Raw genomic sequence first — 16988 nt, forward strand, 5'->3', positions numbered from 1 at the left:
TTACTGCCCCTTTGTTTCAACAATCCAAGTGTCTTTACTACCACCACCTTGTGACGAATTAACGACCAAGGAACCTTTTTTCATGGCAACGCGAGTTAGGCCGCCAGTGGTGACGTAGGTTTCCTTAGCTTGCAAGATAAATGGACGAAGGTCTAGGTGACGAGGTTCTAAGACACCTTTGGATATAAGCGTTGGTGCGGTGGATAATTTCAACGTTGGTTGAGCAATGTAATTACGCGGATTTTTAGTAATTAACTCGGCAAACAGTGCTTGTTCTTTCTTCGTTGAATGAGGCCCGACTAGCATACCGTAACCGCCAGATTCGTTGGCCGGTTTAACAACCAGTTTGTCTAGGTTGGCGAGTACGTAGGCGCGTTGCTCTGGGTCATCGCACAAGAAGGTTTCGACGTTGTTAAGGATCGGCTCTTCGTTCAAGTAATAACGAATGATGTCTGGGACATAAGCGTAAACCACTTTGTCATCGGCAACACCTGCACCCGGCGCATTTGCTAGTGCGACATTACCTGCTCGCCATGCGCGCATTAGACCAGCAACACCTAGGACTGATTCAGGATCAAACGCTTCTGGGTCGATGAATAAATCGTCAATGCGACGATAGATTACATCTACGCGCTCTGGACCATCAATAGTTTTCATGTAAACGCAGTCGTCGTTGTCGACAAATAGATCGCTGCCTTCAACTAGTTCAGCACCCATTTGTTGCGCCAAGAAGGCGTGTTCAAAATAGGCGGAGTTATAAATACCCGGTGTTAACACTACGATCTCAGGGTTTTCTATATCTCTTGGCGACAAAGAGGCCAAGGTGTCAAACAATTGCGAGGTGTAAGAATCGATTGGTAAGATTGATTCGTTTTCAAACAGTTCTGGAAGAACTCGCTTAGTAATGGCGCGGTTTTCCAACATGTAAGACACACCAGAAGGTACGCGTAAGTTATCTTCTAAAACAAAGAAGTCGCCATTTTCATCTCGTACTAGATCGGTACCACAAATATGCGCCCATACGCCGTAGGCTGGTGATACGCCAACGCATTCTGGTCTAAAATTTTTGGAATCTTTGATGATATGTTCTGGGATGATGCCGTCTTTGATGACGTTTTGGTCGTGGTAGAGATCGTTGATGAAAAGGTTAAGAGCGGTTAGACGTTGTTTTAATCCTGCTTCAGCTATTTTCCAGTCTGAGGCTTCTATGGTTCTAGGGACAATATCGAAGGGCCATGCTCTGTCTATATTGCCTTCCTCTGTGTAGACCGTGAAGCTGATGCCCATTTCTTGTATCGTTGCTTCTGCGGTGAGGCGCCTCTTTTCTAGTTCGTCTTCTGAAAGACTGTCCAAATATCCCAAGAGTTGTTTTGCCGGAGATCTTGGGGCGCCTTTGTCATCTATTAACTCGTCAAAAAAATCAGATGACTGATAATGGCTCGTTAGTTTTTCCATGTATACCTCGTTCTCTTTATCAAGCCGGAGGTGGGTGCCTTAAACTTGCACACATTTGTGGGCTTTTTTTGTGCATCCGCCCCACATTGGGGAGACTTCTTTACTTTGTAAGGTGGAACCTAGCCATATCATTACCTTGATTTACTAGGCTATGCATAGTGTTTTCGCACTACTTAGAGAATAAAGCAAGGATCGAGCCATAGTATTTGAAAAGTTTTTTTACATTTTTTGTTCCATGATAAGTGACATAGGTCGGTTTTATTTAGGCCGGAATTCGCTACTATGGCGCCTTTAATTATTGCAAAAGCATCGCTAACAAAGAGGAAAGATGAGTGGGGCAAGTTAATTGTGTTGTGATTGCTGGTGCAGGTATTGGCGGTTTGTGCGCTGCGCTAGCGTTGGCTAAGCAAGGTGTTCGAGTGGTAGTGTGTGAGCAAGCTGCGAGCCTTGGTGAAGTTGGCGCAGGCCTGCAAATAAGCCCTAATGCTTTAAAAGTATTGCGACAGCTAGGTTTAGAATCTGAATTAAGTCAGTTTGTTTTTAAACCTCAACATGCTGCTATTCGAGATTATAAAACCGGCGAATACTACCTCAAATCGCCTTTAGGTAAGCAAGCTGAAGCGCGTTATGGTGCGCCTTATTGGCATCTGCATCGTGCGGATTTGCATCAGGTTTTAGCTGCAGCCTGTGCAAAGGCGGGTGTCGAATTGGTGCTAAATGCGGTGGTGATTGGCTATCGTGAAAATACTGAGCTCAAGCAAGTCTGTTTATTGCTCGAAGATGGCCGAGAGTTTTGCGCGGATTTATTGATCGGTGCAGATGGCATTCGCTCAAAAGTACGTGAGCAAATGCTAGGACAAGAATGCCCAATCTTTATGGGGCAAGTTGCTTGGCGTGGCGTTATTCCTGTCAGTGATCTGACTGTTGATGTTAAACCTGATGCGTGTGTTTGGGCTGGTCCTGGTCGGCATTTCGTGAGTTATTATTTGCGTGGTGGCGACTACGTGAACTTCGTAGCTGTGGAAGAGCGCAGCGATTGGCGGTCTGAGTCATGGCGTGAAGAGGGTGATGTCGAAGAGTTAAAGCGCGCTTTTGCAGATTGGCACCCTGAAGTTAGTGAGTTAATCAAGTCTGCGAGCAGTACGTTTTTATGGGCGTTAAATGGCCGCGATGAACTGCCTACCTGGCACAAAGGTCGAGTGGTTTTGTTGGGTGATGCTTGTCATCCCATGTTGCCTTTCATGGCGCAAGGTGCCGCGATGGCGATTGAAGACGGATATATTTTAGCTAAGTGTTTGTCTAATTATGCCTTGAGTGATGCTTTGCTTAAATATGAGCAAGTGCGTAAACCTCGTGCTACTAAAATTCAGCAAATGTCGAAAGCCAATGCTGGCTTATATCACATGCACGGTGGTGTGTTCGGCAGAATGAAATTAAAAGCACTTCAAGCTGCTGGGCGCTTTGCTCCTAGTGTTATCCAGTCTAAATTAGATGCAGTGTATGGCCATGATGTGACTAAGAATTGAGCATTGACATGGGTATTGCTTTATAAATATGTAAGAAAAAAGTCTATTTTGTCATTTTATACTCTACACTTTTCCTTTGAGCTGTAATCATCTATGGTAAATAGGTGGTGTGATGGCTGTTCTGCGGTCGTTTTACTTCTTTACTCCTAGATTAAATGAATTAAACAAACGAATTAAACTCGAAGGGATTGTGTCATATGATTGTTCTCTCGGTACTGTTTTTAGTTATTGGTTTGGCTTTGCTGTTGGGTGGTGGCTGGCTAGTGTCACTTGATGGCAGCCTCTACTATGTTGTTGCTGGCGTTGCCTTTATCGCTGTCGCTTTGTTGTTAAGAAAGCGCAATAAAGTCGCCAACCTTATTTATGCTCTTTTATTGATTGGAACCTTAATCTGGTCGATTATGGAGTCGGGCTTAAGCTGGTGGCCTCTCGCAACGCGAATGGGGCTTTTCTTAATCCTCGCCGTTCCTCTTCTTTTATTGGCTTTATTTAAGCGCCGCAGTGGTGGACGTTTGTTATTGCCAGTTTGGGTTGCAACCGCTTTAGTTACTATTTCTCCTTTGTTTATGACGTCACCTACGACTGTTGAAGGTAAAATGACACGGTCAGTGACCATGTCTGATGCCGATACTGGTGATGTTAATCAGGGCGAGTGGAACGCTTACGGACGTAGTAATTTAGGTCAGCGATTCTCGCCATTAGCTCAAATCACACCGGATAATGCCGATCAGCTTCAAGTCGCTTGGCAGTATCAAACCGGCGATAAAAAAGGCCCGAAAGATGTGGGGGAAACAACTTACGAAGCAACGCCTTTGAAGCTCGGTAATGCTCTTTATGTCTGTACTCCACATAACTGGGTTGTGGCATTAGATGCGGATACCGGTGAAGAACAATGGGTTTATGATGCGAAAGTGCCTGCAGAAAGTCAGCGTCAGCACCAGACTTGTCGAGGTGTGTCTTATTTACCTCCTTCCAATGGAACACAGCTTCCACCTATTCAAAAAGAGTCGGCTCCGGCGGAAAGCTTAACCAGTATGCAGTGTGATGCTCAGTTGTTCTTACCAACCTCTGATGCTCGTTTAGTAGCTATAGATCCAACAACGGGTGCCCGTTGTGCTAACTTTGCGGACAATGGCGAATTGGACTTAATGCACAACATGCCGTTTAAGCAGTCTGGTTATTATTATTCTACGTCGCCGCCATTAGTGGCTGGTGGCGTGGTGATCGTCTCTGGGTCAGTGAATGATAACTATGATGTGAATTCTCCATCTGGTGTGATTCGCGCTTACGACGTGAAAACGGGTGAGTTGAAATGGAACTGGGATTCTGGTCATCCAGACGATACAACGCCTATAGGTCCAGACGAAACTTATGCGACAAGCTCGCCAAATAGTTGGTCGGTTGCCAGTGCGGATGAAAAGCTTGGCTTGGCGTATTTCCCTATGGGGAATCGTACACCGGATCAGTTAGGTATGTATCGTACTCCTGCGGAAGAAAAGTATGCAACTTCGGTTGTGGCTTTGAGCCTCGAAACTGGTCAGGTCGCTTGGGTGCAGCAGTTTGTTCACCATGATTTATGGGATATGGACACGCCAGCACAACCTGCTTTGTTGGATTTAGATACGCCAACAGGTAAACAGCCTGCTTTGGTGGTCCCAACCAAACAAGGTGATGTGTACGTGTTAAATAGAAAAACAGGTGAGCCTATTTTTCCTATTACCGAAGAACTTGCGCCACAGGGTACTATTCCTGGTGACTATGCGGCGAAAACTCAACCAACTTCTGCTTTTTCCTTTAAGCCTGCTAAGTTAACGGAAGCAGATATGTGGGGCGCGACACCATTGGATCAACTAATGTGTCGAATTCAATTTAAGCAATTACGCTATGAAGGTCGCTACACACCACCATCAGAGCAAGGCTCTATTGTTTATCCTGGGAACTTCGGGGTATTCAACTGGGGTAGCATTGCTGTCGATCCAAAACGCCAACAAATGTTTGGTATGCCTTTGTATCTTGCTTTTACTTCTACTCTGGTGCCACGAGAAGGTGCAGATTTGACTAACGCCAATAAAGGCGAGCAGGGTGTTAATTCTAATGAAGGTGCTGAGTATGCGGTGCAGTTGAAGCCTTTCTTATCTCCTTTAGGTGTTCCTTGTCAGCAACCACCATGGGGTTATGTGGCTGGTGCCGATCTTAAAACAGGCAAAACCGTTTGGAAGCATAAAAACGGCACTATTGAAGATATGACACCATTTAAATTGCCAATAAAAATGGGCATGCCAGGTATTGGTGGTCCAGTGATTACGGATGGCGGTGTTGTTTTCATGGCCGCGTCTGTTGATAACTATTTGCGAGCTTACGACATGTCTACTGGTGAAGAGTTGTGGAAAGGTCGTTTGCCTGCAGGTGGTCAAGCCACACCAATGACTTACTTAAATAGTAAAGGTGAGCAAATGGTCGTTCAGGTAGCTGGTGGACATGGTTCCATTGGTACAACCATCGGCGATTATGTGGTTGCTTATAAACTTAAAAAGTAACTTTCTTTACAGTCCTCTTTATCTATTAGCTGTTTTATAGAGAGGCTGTCTTTAATAAGTTACAACAAAGCTCAGTATTGAAGTTGCCAGATAGTGGTAGCTTTAATAGCTGGGTTTTTTATTGGCCTAACATCGTTTATATCTATTTTGTATAATGATTAGGCTTATGTGTATTTTTTGTTATAACGTTTTGTGACAACGACATCGCGATTTATTATTGGTTCTATGTATTACTTTTTACTATCATTCGGGCCTTTCTTCCCTAAAACCACAAGTTGCAGGGTTAACTCAATCTGGAATCCTCAGACGATATGACTTCTAAATCTCCTTTGGCATTGTTGCCATTGTTACTTTTCCTTGTTCTTTTTGTTGGCAGTGGCCTTTGGTATCAGTCCGAAGGTGTGGACTTTGCCTTCTATCAGATCTCTGCCCCTGTTGCTATTTTGCCTGCTATTGCCTTGGCAATTTTATTAGGCAAAGGACATTTTAATAAGCGCATCGAAACCTTTATTGAGGGCGTGGGTGATAACACTATCGTCACCATGGTATTGATTTATTTGCTGGCTGGTGCTTTTGCTAGTGTGGCTAAAAGTGTTGGTGGTGTTGATGCGACCGTTAACTTTGGCCTGAGTGTGGTGCCAGCTTCGCTTTTATTGCCAGGTTTATTTGTTATTACTGCATTTGTTGCTACTTCCATGGGAACGTCGATGGGAACTATTGCAGCCATTGCTCCGATCGCTATTGGCGTTGCTGAAGCCGCGGATTTATCTTTGTTGTTGACAGTTGGTACCGTCATTGGTGGTGCTATGTTTGGCGATAATTTATCGATTATTTCTGACACCACAATTGCCGCGACACGAACTCAGGGTTGTGACATGCGTGATAAATTCCGCATGAACTTCAAAATTGCTTTGCCTGCGGCATTGGTTACTTTAGTTTGGTTGTTTTTCCAGAGCAGCGATGCGCACATTACAGATATTAAAGACTATGAGCTGATTCGCGTTTTGCCTTACGTTGTCGTCTTGGGCTTGGCTGTCGCTGGTGTTAACGTAATGCTAGTGTTGTTCAGCGGTATTGTTTTAGCGGGTGTGATTGGTTTGACTATGCAGCCTGATTACTCGGTGGCGTCTTGGTCTTCTGATATTTATGCTGGTTACACAGGGATGCAGGAAATTTTGATTCTTTCTTTGTTGATCGGTGGCCTTGCTGCACTAATGAAAGCTCAAGGTGGTCTGGAGTGGCTGGTTGGTGCTATCGAACGTATTAGTAAAGCGTTGGGTGCAAAAGCGGGATCAACGCGCGCGGGCGAGTTGAGTATCAGCGCTGCAGTAGCCTTAACTAATTTATGTACTGCTAATAACACGGTGTCTATTTTAATTAATGGCTCTGTCGCAAAAAATATTGCTGAACGCTACAATGTTGATCCGAAGCGCAGTGCCAGCTTGTTAGATATTTTCTCATGTGTGGTACAGGGTGTATTGCCATATGGTGCGCAAATTTTATTGGCGTCTTCTTTGGCTAAAGTGTCGCCATTAGAGCTTGTGGATTATGTTCAGTATAGCTGGATGTTGGCTGTTGCTGCTTTGATTTCTATTTTTATTGCTTGGCCAAAAGGTGCGAAGTAGGCCTTAACAGAAGCAAATTATTCATAGAAAAGCCTGCCCTTTTAGTAGCTAATCACTAGGAGCGCAGGCTTTTTGCTCCCTGGTTTAATGTTTTGAACTTTATTTAGTAAGCTTTTTTAATAAGGAATATTCTTGAAGCAAGGATCACATTTAAAGGCCGAACTGATACTGGTGTTTGTTACTGTTCTGGCAGGCTTCGGTTGGATTTTTTCAAAAGAAGCGCTAGCAGGATTACCTCCACTTTTTTTTATGGGCGTGCGTTTTATTGTTGCTGGCTTTGTATTGTTTCTTGCAGGGCAAAAGTATTTTCGCGGTTTAGATTGGCAAAACGTTAAGCAAGCGAGTTTGGTTGGTTTGGTAATGGGCATCACCATGATGTTTTGGGTAACTGGATTGGATCAAGGCTCAAACTTAGGGGTGGGAGCTTTTATCACTAGTCTTGGTGTTGTACTCGTTCCAGTGGTTGCTCGTTTTCTATTTGGTGCTAGGCCGCCGTTAAGTATTTGGATTGCTTTACCTATTGCGGTTGTTGGTTTGGGCTTTTTAGCGTTGAACGATGGGCTGAATTTTGAGTTTTCGCACTTGTATTTTTTGGGGGCCGCTTTAGGCTCAGCATTCCAATTAAACTTATTATCTCGCTTTTCAATGCGCATGCATGCTCTAGTATTAACTGCCATTCAATTGAGTGTAGCTGGGTGTTTTTTACTTTTCCTTTCTCTGTTAACAGAAACGCTTCCGCACAGTATTAGTATTGCAGTGGCTGGATGGTTTTTAGTTAGTACTTTGGTGGCAAGTAGTTTACGTTTCCTATTACAAACCTATGGGATGAGTTTGACTCCAGTGAGTCATGCCGCAGTGATTATGAACCTGGAGCCAGTTTGGACGGCTATTTTTGCTGTTTTTTGGTTTAGTGAGACCATGGCTTCAGGTCAAGTCTTTGGCTGTTTTTTGATTTTTATTGCTATGTTAGTGAGCCGCTGGTCTCAAATTAGGGCGATTTTCAAACCAGTTAAATCTTTTTGATTAAATTACATCAGGCAAAATAGTGTCTAATGTTTGTCTATAAATTTGATGCATTTCTTTAGTAAAGGGCCTCGTTTGAAAATCCCAGCGAACGAGTAACCCTTCTGTTAAAGTGACCAGCATTTCAATACGAGCAATGGCCTCTCTTTCTGTAATAGTCGGATAGCGTGACATTAAAATAACGACTGCGTGATTTTGTAAACGAGTATGAGATTCTTTGTAGATTTTGGCGATAACTGGATTACGTGTTGCCTCCGCTTGAATCTCAGTATGCATTATTCTCATATTATGAGTTTCTTGATTTTCTTCAGAAAAGTGTCGCTCTAGCCAGTCTTTTTTATCTAAAAAAGACGCCATAAACTGTAATCTTTTTTGTGTAAGCTGTTCAACTAATGCACAAATAATGTCATCTTTATGGGCATAGTAACGGTAAATTTGGCCGACACTCAACCCTGCCGTTTTTGCAATCTCACTCATACTTGCCTTATGAAAGCCTTTAATAAGAACGTGTTGTTCTGTGGCATCAATAATGCATTGTTTTCGTAGATCGCTTTTACATGGTAATTTAATAGTTCTCATTTATTTGCACGATTTGTCATATATTAGGTAGATTGCTTATATTATAGTGCCTGTGAATGATCATTCTCAATATTTCGAAAGGAAGTCTCCTCAATGTTGTCTAAATTTAAATATGCTTCAAGTGCGTTACTTGTTTTGTTGCTGGTTGGCTGTCAGGAGGAGGCCCCTAAGTCAGCGGCTGCACCATCAGCCCCTCCTAAAGCAGAAGTGGGTGTTGTCACTATTGAACCTCAAAAAACAGACTTGATGACTGAACTGCCTGGTCGAACTACTTCTAGTTTAGTTGCTGAAATTCGCCCTCAAGTTGGCGGAATAGTTAAGAAGCGCTTTTTTGAGGAAGGTCAGGACGTTAAAACTGGCGACTTACTTTATGAATTGGATGACTCAACTTATGTTTCTTCTTACAAGCAAGCGCAAGCTGATTTAGAGTCTGCGAATGCAAGCCTTAAGTCTGCGCAGCTGAAAAATGAACGTTACACTCAATTGCGTAAACAGAATAACGTTTCTCAGCAAGATCTCGATGATGCGCATGTTGCTTATTTAGAGGCAATCGCTAAGCAGAAGGGTTCTGAAGCTGCATTGGAAAGTTCTAGAATCAATTTAGGCTATACCAAAATTAAATCACCGATAGATGGTCGAATTGGTATTTCTCAAGTTACTGTTGGTGCATTGGTGACAGGTAGCCAAGCAACAGTGATGACAACAGTTCGCTCTTTAGATCCTATTTTTGTCGATTTAGCACAAACCAGTTTAGATCAACTTAAACAACGAAATTTCTTATCACAAGACGATGTTGTAAAAGGCTCTAATAACGTGTCTTTGATACTTGAGGACGGCACCAAATATCAATATGAAGGCAACTTAAAAGCACGAGAAGTCAGTGTTAATGAATCTACTGGCAGTGTGACTCTGCGTGCAGAGTTTCCAAATCCAGATAACCTTTTACTACCGGGTATGTTTGTTCGCGGCTTGATTCATGAGCTAACTCATAATGCGGCTCTTTTAGTACCACAGCAGGGGGTTTCTCGCGATGTAAAAGGTAACCCAATTGCTTTGGTTGTTAATCAAAATAATGTTATTGAAAGCAGAGTTCTGACGGTCGAACGCACTATTGGTAATCAATGGATGGTACTTGATGGTATTAAAGCGGGTGATAGAGTGGTGGTTGAAGGCTCATTGAAAGTGAGAGCAGGCAGTGAGGTGTCTACTGTTGAAATGAAACGTGACAGTAAAACCGGTGCTATTGTCGCAGCGAATGCGAGTGGCTCTTCGGCTCAAGGAAACTAATTTATGTTAGCTCATTTTTTTATAAATCGTCCGGTTTTTGCATGGGTAATTTCTATTGCAATCATGCTGGCTGGTCTTGCGTCTATTGCGACCTTACCCATAGCACAATATCCCAATGTTGCTCCTCCAACTATTAATATATCTGCTAAATATTCGGGTGCTTCTGCTGAGACTGTTGAGAATAGTGTTACACAAATCTTGGAGCAACAGCTGACTGGTTTGGATGGCTTGTTGTATTTTTCTTCTTCAAGCAGCTCAAGTGGTCGAACCAGCATTAATGTGACTTTTGAACAAGGTACAGATGCTGATATTGCACAGGTACAAGTTCAGAATAAGATTCAGCAAGTCACTTCTAATTTGCCTGAATCAGTGCAGCAAGACGGTGTTACAGTTAAAAAATCTAACTCTGATTTCTTAATGGTTGCTGCAATTTACGATGAAACAGATAAGGATTCGGCAAATGATATTTCCGATTTTCTTGTTTCTAGTGTGCAAGATCCAGTTTCTCGTGTTGACGGTGTCGGTAGTATTCAGGTTTTTGGTGCTGAATATGCAATGCGTATATGGCTAGACCCATTAAAGTTGGCGTCTTATAAATTAATGCCTTCTAACGTATCTGCTGCGATTACTGCACAAAATACTCAGGTAGCAGCAGGCAGTTTGGGGGCTTACCCTGTAGAGCAGGGGCAGGAACTAAATGTTACTGTGACGGCCCAATCTAAACTACAAACAGCTGAGCAATTCCGTGACATTATTTTGGCGTATGACGATAGTGGCGCGACAGTTCGTTTGAGCGATGTTGCTAAAGTTGAACTAGGCAGTGAGTCTTACTCCTACATTGCCCGTTTGAATGGTCATCCATCTTCAGGTATGGCAGTAATGTTGGCACCTGGCGCTAACGCACTATCGACGTCTGAGGCGGTTAAAAATGTATTATATGGCTTGTCTGGAAGTTTACCAGATGGCTATAAGTTGTCTTTCCCGGTTGATAATACAAGTTTCATTAAAATATCAATTGAAGAAGTGGTTAAAACTCTGTTTGAAGCCATCATCTTGGTTATTATCGTTATGTTCATCTTTTTGCAGAATTGGCGCGCAACGTTAATTCCTGCGATTGCTGTTCCTGTTGTGCTTTTAGGTACTTTCGGGGTTTTGGAGTTATTTGGTTTCTCGATTAACACCCTAACGATGTTTGGTATTGTGCTGTCTATCGGCTTGCTGGTGGACGATGCCATCGTAGTGGTGGAAAACGTAGAACGGGTTATGGAAGAAGATAAGTTGTCTCCAAAAGAGGCAACAATCAAATCCATGAAAGAAATTACCAGCGCCTTAGTTGGTATTGCGGTTGTATTGTCCGCGGTGTTTTTACCAATGGCCTTCTTCAGTGGGTCAACGGGTGTTATTTACCGTCAATTCTCTATTACCATAGTAGCGTCTATGACTTTGTCTGTAATCGTAGCATTAACATTAACACCAGCGCTTTGTGCGACGTTATTAAAAGCAAATCACGGTGCAAGCAGCAAAGGACTAGGTGGTTGGTTTAACCGTAATTTTGATCGCGCTACTGATAAATATTTTGGTGGTGTTAGCCGTATTATTAAGAAACCGATTCGTTGGATGCTTGTCTACGGTGTCATTGTTGCTGGTCTAAGTGGTCTGATGATTACGTTGCCGTCAGGTTTCTTACCAACAGAAGACCAAGGTCGTGTCATGGTTATGGTGTCTTTGCCTGAAGGTGCTGGTATGTCCAGAACTGATAAAGTGATGAGAGATATTGAAACTTACTTCTTGGAAGCCGAGAAAAATAATGTCGATGCTATTTTTACCATCTCTGGCTTTAACTTCATGGGTAGTGGGCAAAATGCCGGTTTGGCGTTTATAGCACTAAAAGATTGGAGTGAGCGTGTTGGTCCTGCGAATAGTGCTAGTGCGATTGTTGGCCGTTCATATGGTGCTTTTGCAGGAATACGCGATGCAAGAATCTTCTCTCTGATCCCACCTTCTATCCAAGGCTTGGGCCAAAGTAATGGTTTTACTTTTCAGCTTCAAGCATCTGGTAATACAGATCGTGCAACCTTGCTTAAAATGCGTGATGCACTGTTACAAAGCGCAAATGCAAGCCCACTTTTAATGGGGGTACGATTAGGTTCTGATTCTGAAGCGCCACAATTACACATTGATATAGACCAAGAAAAAGCATCCGCTCTAGGTCTTTCTATGTCTGATATCAGTGCGACGTTAAGTAGTGCTTGGGCCGGTAGCTATGTAAATGACTTCATTGATCGTGGTCGAGTTAAAACTGTTTATATGCAAGGTGATGCGAAATATCGTTCATCTCCCGAAGATTTACAGCATTGGTATGTTCGTAGTAATGATAATACTATGACCCCATTCTCTGCTTTTGCTAAGAGTGAATGGACGTATGGTCCAAAAAGCTTAACTCGTTTTAATGGCTTAGCTTCTTATGAAATTCAAGGTTCTGGTGCTCCAGGTGTGAGTTCCGGTGCAGCAATGGATGAGTTGCAGTCTGTTTCTGATGCATTGCCTAGCGGTGTAATGGGATCTTGGAGTGGCTTGTCTTATCAAGAACGTTTATCGAGTGGTCAAACACTGATACTTTACACTATTTCTATTTTAGTCGTGTTTTTGTGTCTTGCCGCTTTGTATGAAAGTTGGACAGTGCCTTTCTCTGTTATTTTGGTGATACCTCTTGGTGTAATTGGTGCCGCTGCAGCGGCTCATTTGCGCGGCCTAGAAAATGATGTCTATTTCCAAGTAGCCTTGTTGACAACTATTGGTCTTTCGTCAAAAAATGCGATCTTGATCGTTGAGTTTGCGGAAGCCGCTTATCGTCGAGGGTTAAATGTATGGGATGCCGCAGCTGAAGCCGCTCGTTTGCGTTTACGTCCTATTATTATGACGTCTATGGCATTTATGGTGGGTACATTACCGTTGGCACTTTCTTCTGGTGCTGGTGCAAACAGCCGAATCTCAATTGGTTCAGGTATTGTGGGTGGTACATTAACCGCTACGGTATTGGCAATTTTCTTCGTGCCTTTATTCTTTGTAATCGTACGTCGTATTTTCCCTAAGCGTCCTGAGGCTTTATCTAGTAACGAAAACGCTGAGTAATTCGTTAAAAGGTTATGAATGAAAAAGGAGCCAATTTAGGCTCCTTTTTTATGATAAAAATACTGAGATTAGATAATGAATTTAGATTAAGCGTTTACGAATATTCACTACGACAATTTCAGCCAAGATAACGATGATAAAAATAGCTAATAGGGACATAGCAACACGATCCCATTGGAATAAATTCATCGAATCATCAAGTACCACGCCGATGCCACCAGCCCCCACCAAGCCTAATACTGCAGATTCTCGGACATTAATGTCCCAACGGAACAAGACGATACTAAAGAAAGCAGGTAGCACCTGAGGCCAATAGCCTTTCAGCAGAATAGACATCCAAGACGCGCCAGTCGCTTTTAGTGCCTCAATAGAACCCATATTCACTTCTTCAATCGCCTCGCCAAGTAGCTTGCCGACAAAGCCGATAGAGCGGAAGGCAATCGCTAATACGCCGGCGATTACGCCTGGGCCAAAGATGGAGACAAAAAGTAATGCCCAAACCAGTGAGTTTACCGAGCGAGAAGACACTAGGAAAAATCGAGATATCCAATGGCACCAAGCTGAATTAACAATGTTGCTGGCATTCATTAATGCTAACGGAATCGCAAAAATCAATGTAATGAGCGTACCTAACGTGGCGATGTTTAGCGTCTCAACCATAGCGTCGTGTACGGCAACAGGATAGTACGCGAAATCAATGGGCCACATCCGGGAAAACATGTCTGCCATTTGTTCTGGTGCATCCAGTAAGAACTCAGGGATGACTTCGACGGATTGAATGGATTGTACAAACGCTATAACGAGAACAAGGTAAACAGCATAACGAGATAGCTTTTGTTTTAGCGTAAAACGCTGCCAGTGATGATCTATTGTGTTCATAAAAATAGGCTCCTAGGTCAAACTAGCGAAAAATGCTTCGAACGATGTTTGATAGAAACTCACCAAACATGATTAGAGCGATAATGATGATTAGGATGGCCGCGACAAAATCGTAATCAAAGCGTTGGAACGCAGAGAATAATGTACCGCCTAAACCGCCCGCGCCGACAATCCCCACCATGGTGGAATTACGCAAGTTAGAATCGAGCTGATATGTGGAGAAGCCAATAAAGCGAGAAAACACCTGTGGCATAACGGAAAATAAAATGATGCTAGTAAAGCCAGCGCCAGTGGCGCGGATTGCTTCGACTTGCTTAAGAGAAATTTCCTCTATGGCTTCAGCAAAGAGTTTGGCTATAAAGCCAACCGATGCGACAACTAGAGTTAAAATCCCTGCCAAAGCACCAAATCCCACACTCTTAACAAACAAGATCGCAATGATCACAGGGTGAAAAGTACGACAAAGTGCGATAAGTGTTCGTACAGGTGTACTGATCCAGTTTGGCATCATGTTACGAGCTGCGAATAGTCCTAGAAACAATGAGATAAAAATTCCGCAAATACTTGAAATAACTGCAATTTCAAGACTTTCAATTAGTCCGCTCATTAGCAAAGACCAACGACTAAAGTTAGGCGGAACCATGCGACCTAATAGGTTGCTGGCGTGCCCTAAGCCTTCGTTAAAACGTTCCCAACTTAGACCCATAGCGTTAAAAGAATAAGCCACATAGCAGATGATTAGCAGCCAAATAGCAGTAACAAACCAATTCTGTTTAAATGGATTTTCTCTATTTTGTGAAGAATTTATACTAGCCATGATTCACCTCCATAAATTTGTTTTAGGTGCTCGTCGGTAATGCCTTCTGGTGGGCCGTCGTAAACCACAACGCCATTGCTCATGCCGATCATCCGTTTAGCAAAACGACTGGCCAGTTTTACGTCATGAATATTGACCAAAGCTGGAATGTTCTTTTCTGCAGAGAAGCGTTCAAGCAGCTCCATGATTTCCACAGCAGTTTTTGGATCGAGAGAAGAGGTTGGTTCGTCAGCCAATAGAATTCTAGGATTTTGCATCACAGCTCTGGCGATACCCACACGCTGACGTTGACCACCAGAAAGGCTATCGGCGCGTTTCTTAGCGTGTTCGGTCAAGCCCACGGCGTCTAATAATTCAAACGCAGTATTAATGTCTTCTTGGCTGAATTTTCTGCGCCAAGCCTGCCATGCTGACATATAACCTAGACGACCCGTTAAGACGTTTTCAATAACGGTTAAGCGTTCGACAAGGTTGTATTCTTGGAACACCATACCTACTTGACGGCGAAGCTTGCGTAGTTGAGCCCCTTTGGCTAAGCAAAGATCAGCATCATCAAATAAAATCTGCCCATCCGTAGGATCAATTAAACGGTTGATACAACGTAGTAAGGTACTTTTACCCGTTCCAGAAGGCCCTATGATGGCGATGATGCCTGGTTCTGTGATGTTAATGTCTATCCCTTTTAAAATAGGATTTCCTGCGGTGTATTCTTTTTTTAAATTTCGAATTTCTAGAAAGTTTGAACGCTCAGCTGTGTTTTGAGTGACAGACATGATGATTTCCTACAGGCGAAGAGGTCCAACAACCTGATAGTTCAGGCTGTTGGTCTTTATTAAAGTAAGTCTTTTAAAATGAATTAAACGATTAGGGATATCCGCTTATTGGCTTTTACTGGCGGCTTCTTTTTTGCGTTTGTCTGCTGCAGCTTTAGCAGCATCCGCTTCGGCTAGCTGTTTAAGCCCAGCTTTGGTGTAAGCAGTACCTGATGAGTGAGCAATATCACGGATGATTTGCCAATCTTCTTTGTATGTGATTGGGAAGAAGCGATCAGCTCCGCCAAAGGTTTTTTGCATTTCTGGTGGAAAACGGAAAGTGAAGAAGGCTTTTTTAATCTTTTCAACCAACTCAGGATTGAGATCATAAGCGTAGCCAAAGGACGAGGTTGGGAAGCGAGGGCTAGTATAAATGATACGGAAATCATCTTTGCTCACGCGTTTCGCATCAACCATGCGCTTGAAAACATCTGAGGCAACTGGCGCTGCATCATAGTCACCAGATAGAACACCCATTACCGATTGATCGTGCTTACCTGAGTATTTCACTTCATAGTCTTTATCGGGTGTTAAACCCAATGCTGGGAAAATAGCGCGAGGTGCTAAGTTGCCTGAGTTTGATGACGCAGATGTATGAGCAACAACTTTGCCTTTTAAGTCAGCCATTTTGGTAATGCTGCTGTCTTTGCGAACGATGGTGATGAGGTTGTAACCTTGAAACGCTTCCTCTGTGCCTTTGACGGCGATTGGTACTAAACCACCTAAGTTAACAGCATAGCCAGTAGGACCTGTGGAGAAGCCAGCAATGTGCAATCGGCCAGAACGCAAAGCTTCGACCTCTGCCGCATTAGAGTGAACTGTGTAATACACCACTTTTTTGCCAGTTACTTCACTGAGGTATTTTTGGAAATCACTGAATGCGTCTTTGTAAACCGCTGGATCTTCTACCGGAGTGTAGGTAAAGACTAGGGTACTTGGATCACGCCATTGGCTTGAATCTTTTGGTAGGTCAGCGACTAAGTCGTAGTTTTCGTCACAGAATTTATCGTCCAGAACGCCACGGTAGCTGCAATCATCGGCTAGGGCGGTGCTGGCACCTAATAGTAATGAACTAGAGAGCACTAAACCTGTTAATAATTTAATAGGCATTATTGTTTTCCTCGTGATGTATTTTTTATTGTTATCACCGGTCGGGAGGTTCCGTTGTCGGAGATGAGTCAATCCAACACGTATGAAGGATTGACTGATATAGAGCAAGGCTGATGCCAATAGTGATAAATCTTTTAAAAACAGATGGTTAATGGTTTTTTCTATGGGTTTCTTGTGTTTTTTGGGACGCTTTAGTCTCATGTGAA

The 16988-nt window shown here is 43.2% G+C and carries 12 protein-coding genes; 6 read left to right on the forward strand and 6 right to left on the reverse strand.

What is annotated here, in order from left to right:
- On the reverse strand, positions 1-1455 hold the full coding sequence (locus TY87_RS09100) for a circularly permuted type 2 ATP-grasp protein (protein WP_072840264.1): 1455 nt from the start codon (positions 1453-1455) through the stop codon (positions 1-3).
- Between the two features lie 332 nt (positions 1456-1787).
- On the opposite strand from TY87_RS09100, the gene TY87_RS09105 reads away from it, so the two are divergent.
- The 4 genes from TY87_RS09105 to TY87_RS09120 all read left to right on the forward strand — a co-directional run bounded on the left by TY87_RS09105 (position 1788) and on the right by TY87_RS09120 (position 8166).
- On the forward strand, positions 1788-2981 hold the full coding sequence (locus tag TY87_RS09105) for an FAD-dependent monooxygenase (protein ID WP_072840265.1): 1194 nt from the start codon (positions 1788-1790) through the stop codon (positions 2979-2981).
- Positions 2982-3178: 197 nt separating this feature from the next.
- A complete protein-coding gene (locus TY87_RS09110) occupies positions 3179-5518 on the forward strand; it encodes a glucose/quinate/shikimate family membrane-bound PQQ-dependent dehydrogenase (protein WP_100186842.1) in 2340 nt (779 codons plus the stop codon).
- Positions 5519-5829: 311 nt separating this feature from the next.
- Positions 5830-7143: a Na+/H+ antiporter NhaC family protein gene (locus TY87_RS09115; RefSeq protein ID WP_100186843.1), complete on the forward strand. Its 1314-nt coding sequence runs from the start codon at positions 5830-5832 to the stop codon at positions 7141-7143.
- Between the two features lie 132 nt (positions 7144-7275).
- The gene (locus TY87_RS09120) at positions 7276-8166 is read left to right on the forward strand and encodes a DMT family transporter (protein WP_072840268.1); all 891 of its coding nucleotides are present in this window, start codon (positions 7276-7278) and stop codon (positions 8164-8166) included.
- On the opposite strand, the gene TY87_RS09125 is transcribed toward TY87_RS09120, so the two are convergent.
- The gene (locus TY87_RS09125) at positions 8167-8745 is read right to left on the reverse strand and encodes a TetR/AcrR family transcriptional regulator (protein WP_100186844.1); all 579 of its coding nucleotides are present in this window, start codon (positions 8743-8745) and stop codon (positions 8167-8169) included. It lies immediately after the preceding gene.
- 93 nt (positions 8746-8838) lie between these two features.
- On the opposite strand from TY87_RS09125, the gene TY87_RS09130 reads away from it, so the two are divergent.
- Entirely contained in the window at positions 8839-10032 is a 1194-nt protein-coding gene (locus tag TY87_RS09130; protein WP_100186845.1) for an efflux RND transporter periplasmic adaptor subunit, read from the forward strand.
- Positions 10033-10035: 3 nt separating this feature from the next.
- Positions 10036-13164, forward strand: a complete 3129-nt coding sequence (locus TY87_RS09135; protein ID WP_100186846.1) for an efflux RND transporter permease subunit — start codon at positions 10036-10038, stop codon at positions 13162-13164.
- Positions 13165-13245: 81 nt separating this feature from the next.
- Here the strand turns inward: TY87_RS09135 and phnE (TY87_RS09140) are convergent, their stop codons facing one another.
- The 4 genes from phnE (TY87_RS09140) to phnD form a co-directional block, all read right to left on the reverse strand.
- Positions 13246-14043 carry a phosphonate ABC transporter, permease protein PhnE gene (gene phnE / locus TY87_RS09140; protein ID WP_072840276.1) on the reverse strand — a complete coding sequence of 266 codons (798 nt, stop codon included), beginning with the start codon at positions 14041-14043 and terminating at the stop codon, positions 13246-13248.
- 22 nt (positions 14044-14065) lie between these two features.
- Complete coding sequence (gene phnE, locus TY87_RS09145; protein ID WP_072840277.1) at positions 14066-14860, reverse strand: phosphonate ABC transporter, permease protein PhnE; 795 nt, start codon at positions 14858-14860, stop codon at positions 14066-14068.
- Positions 14848-15633, reverse strand: a complete 786-nt coding sequence (phnC, locus tag TY87_RS09150; protein ID WP_072840278.1) for a phosphonate ABC transporter ATP-binding protein — start codon at positions 15631-15633, stop codon at positions 14848-14850. The genes phnE (TY87_RS09145) and phnC overlap by 13 nt, the downstream gene beginning before the upstream one ends.
- Before the next feature lie 105 nt (positions 15634-15738).
- Positions 15739-16782 (reverse strand): phosphate/phosphite/phosphonate ABC transporter substrate-binding protein, encoded by a 1044-nt coding sequence (phnD, locus tag TY87_RS09155; RefSeq protein WP_072840279.1) that lies wholly within the window; start codon positions 16780-16782, stop codon positions 15739-15741.
- Positions 16783-16988: the final 206 nt, after the last annotated feature.

Source organism: Marinomonas sp. BSi20584, from assembly GCF_002792415.1.
In the GTDB taxonomy this organism is placed as follows: domain Bacteria; phylum Pseudomonadota; class Gammaproteobacteria; order Pseudomonadales; family Marinomonadaceae; genus Marinomonas; species Marinomonas polaris.

Bases quoted from the DNA above. Each gene is read 5' to 3' on its own strand.
- phnC (WP_072840278.1), bottom strand. From the start codon at position 15,633: ATGTCTGTCACTCAAAACACAGCTGAGCGTTCAAACTTTCTAGAAATT.
- TY87_RS09100 (WP_072840264.1), bottom strand. From the start codon at position 1,455: ATGGAAAAACTAACGAGCCATTATCAGTCATCTGATTTTTTTGACGAG.
- TY87_RS09130 (WP_100186845.1), top strand. From the start codon at position 8,839: ATGTTGTCTAAATTTAAATATGCTTCAAGTGCGTTACTTGTTTTGTTG.
- TY87_RS09110 (WP_100186842.1), top strand. From the start codon at position 3,179: ATGATTGTTCTCTCGGTACTGTTTTTAGTTATTGGTTTGGCTTTGCTG.
- phnE (WP_072840277.1), bottom strand. From the start codon at position 14,860: ATGGCTAGTATAAATTCTTCACAAAATAGAGAAAATCCATTTAAACAG.
- TY87_RS09115 (WP_100186843.1), top strand. From the start codon at position 5,830: ATGACTTCTAAATCTCCTTTGGCATTGTTGCCATTGTTACTTTTCCTT.
- phnD (WP_072840279.1), bottom strand. From the start codon at position 16,782: ATGCCTATTAAATTATTAACAGGTTTAGTGCTCTCTAGTTCATTACTA.
- TY87_RS09135 (WP_100186846.1), top strand. From the start codon at position 10,036: ATGTTAGCTCATTTTTTTATAAATCGTCCGGTTTTTGCATGGGTAATT.
- TY87_RS09125 (WP_100186844.1), bottom strand. From the start codon at position 8,745: ATGAGAACTATTAAATTACCATGTAAAAGCGATCTACGAAAACAATGC.
- phnE (WP_072840276.1), bottom strand. From the start codon at position 14,043: ATGAACACAATAGATCATCACTGGCAGCGTTTTACGCTAAAACAAAAG.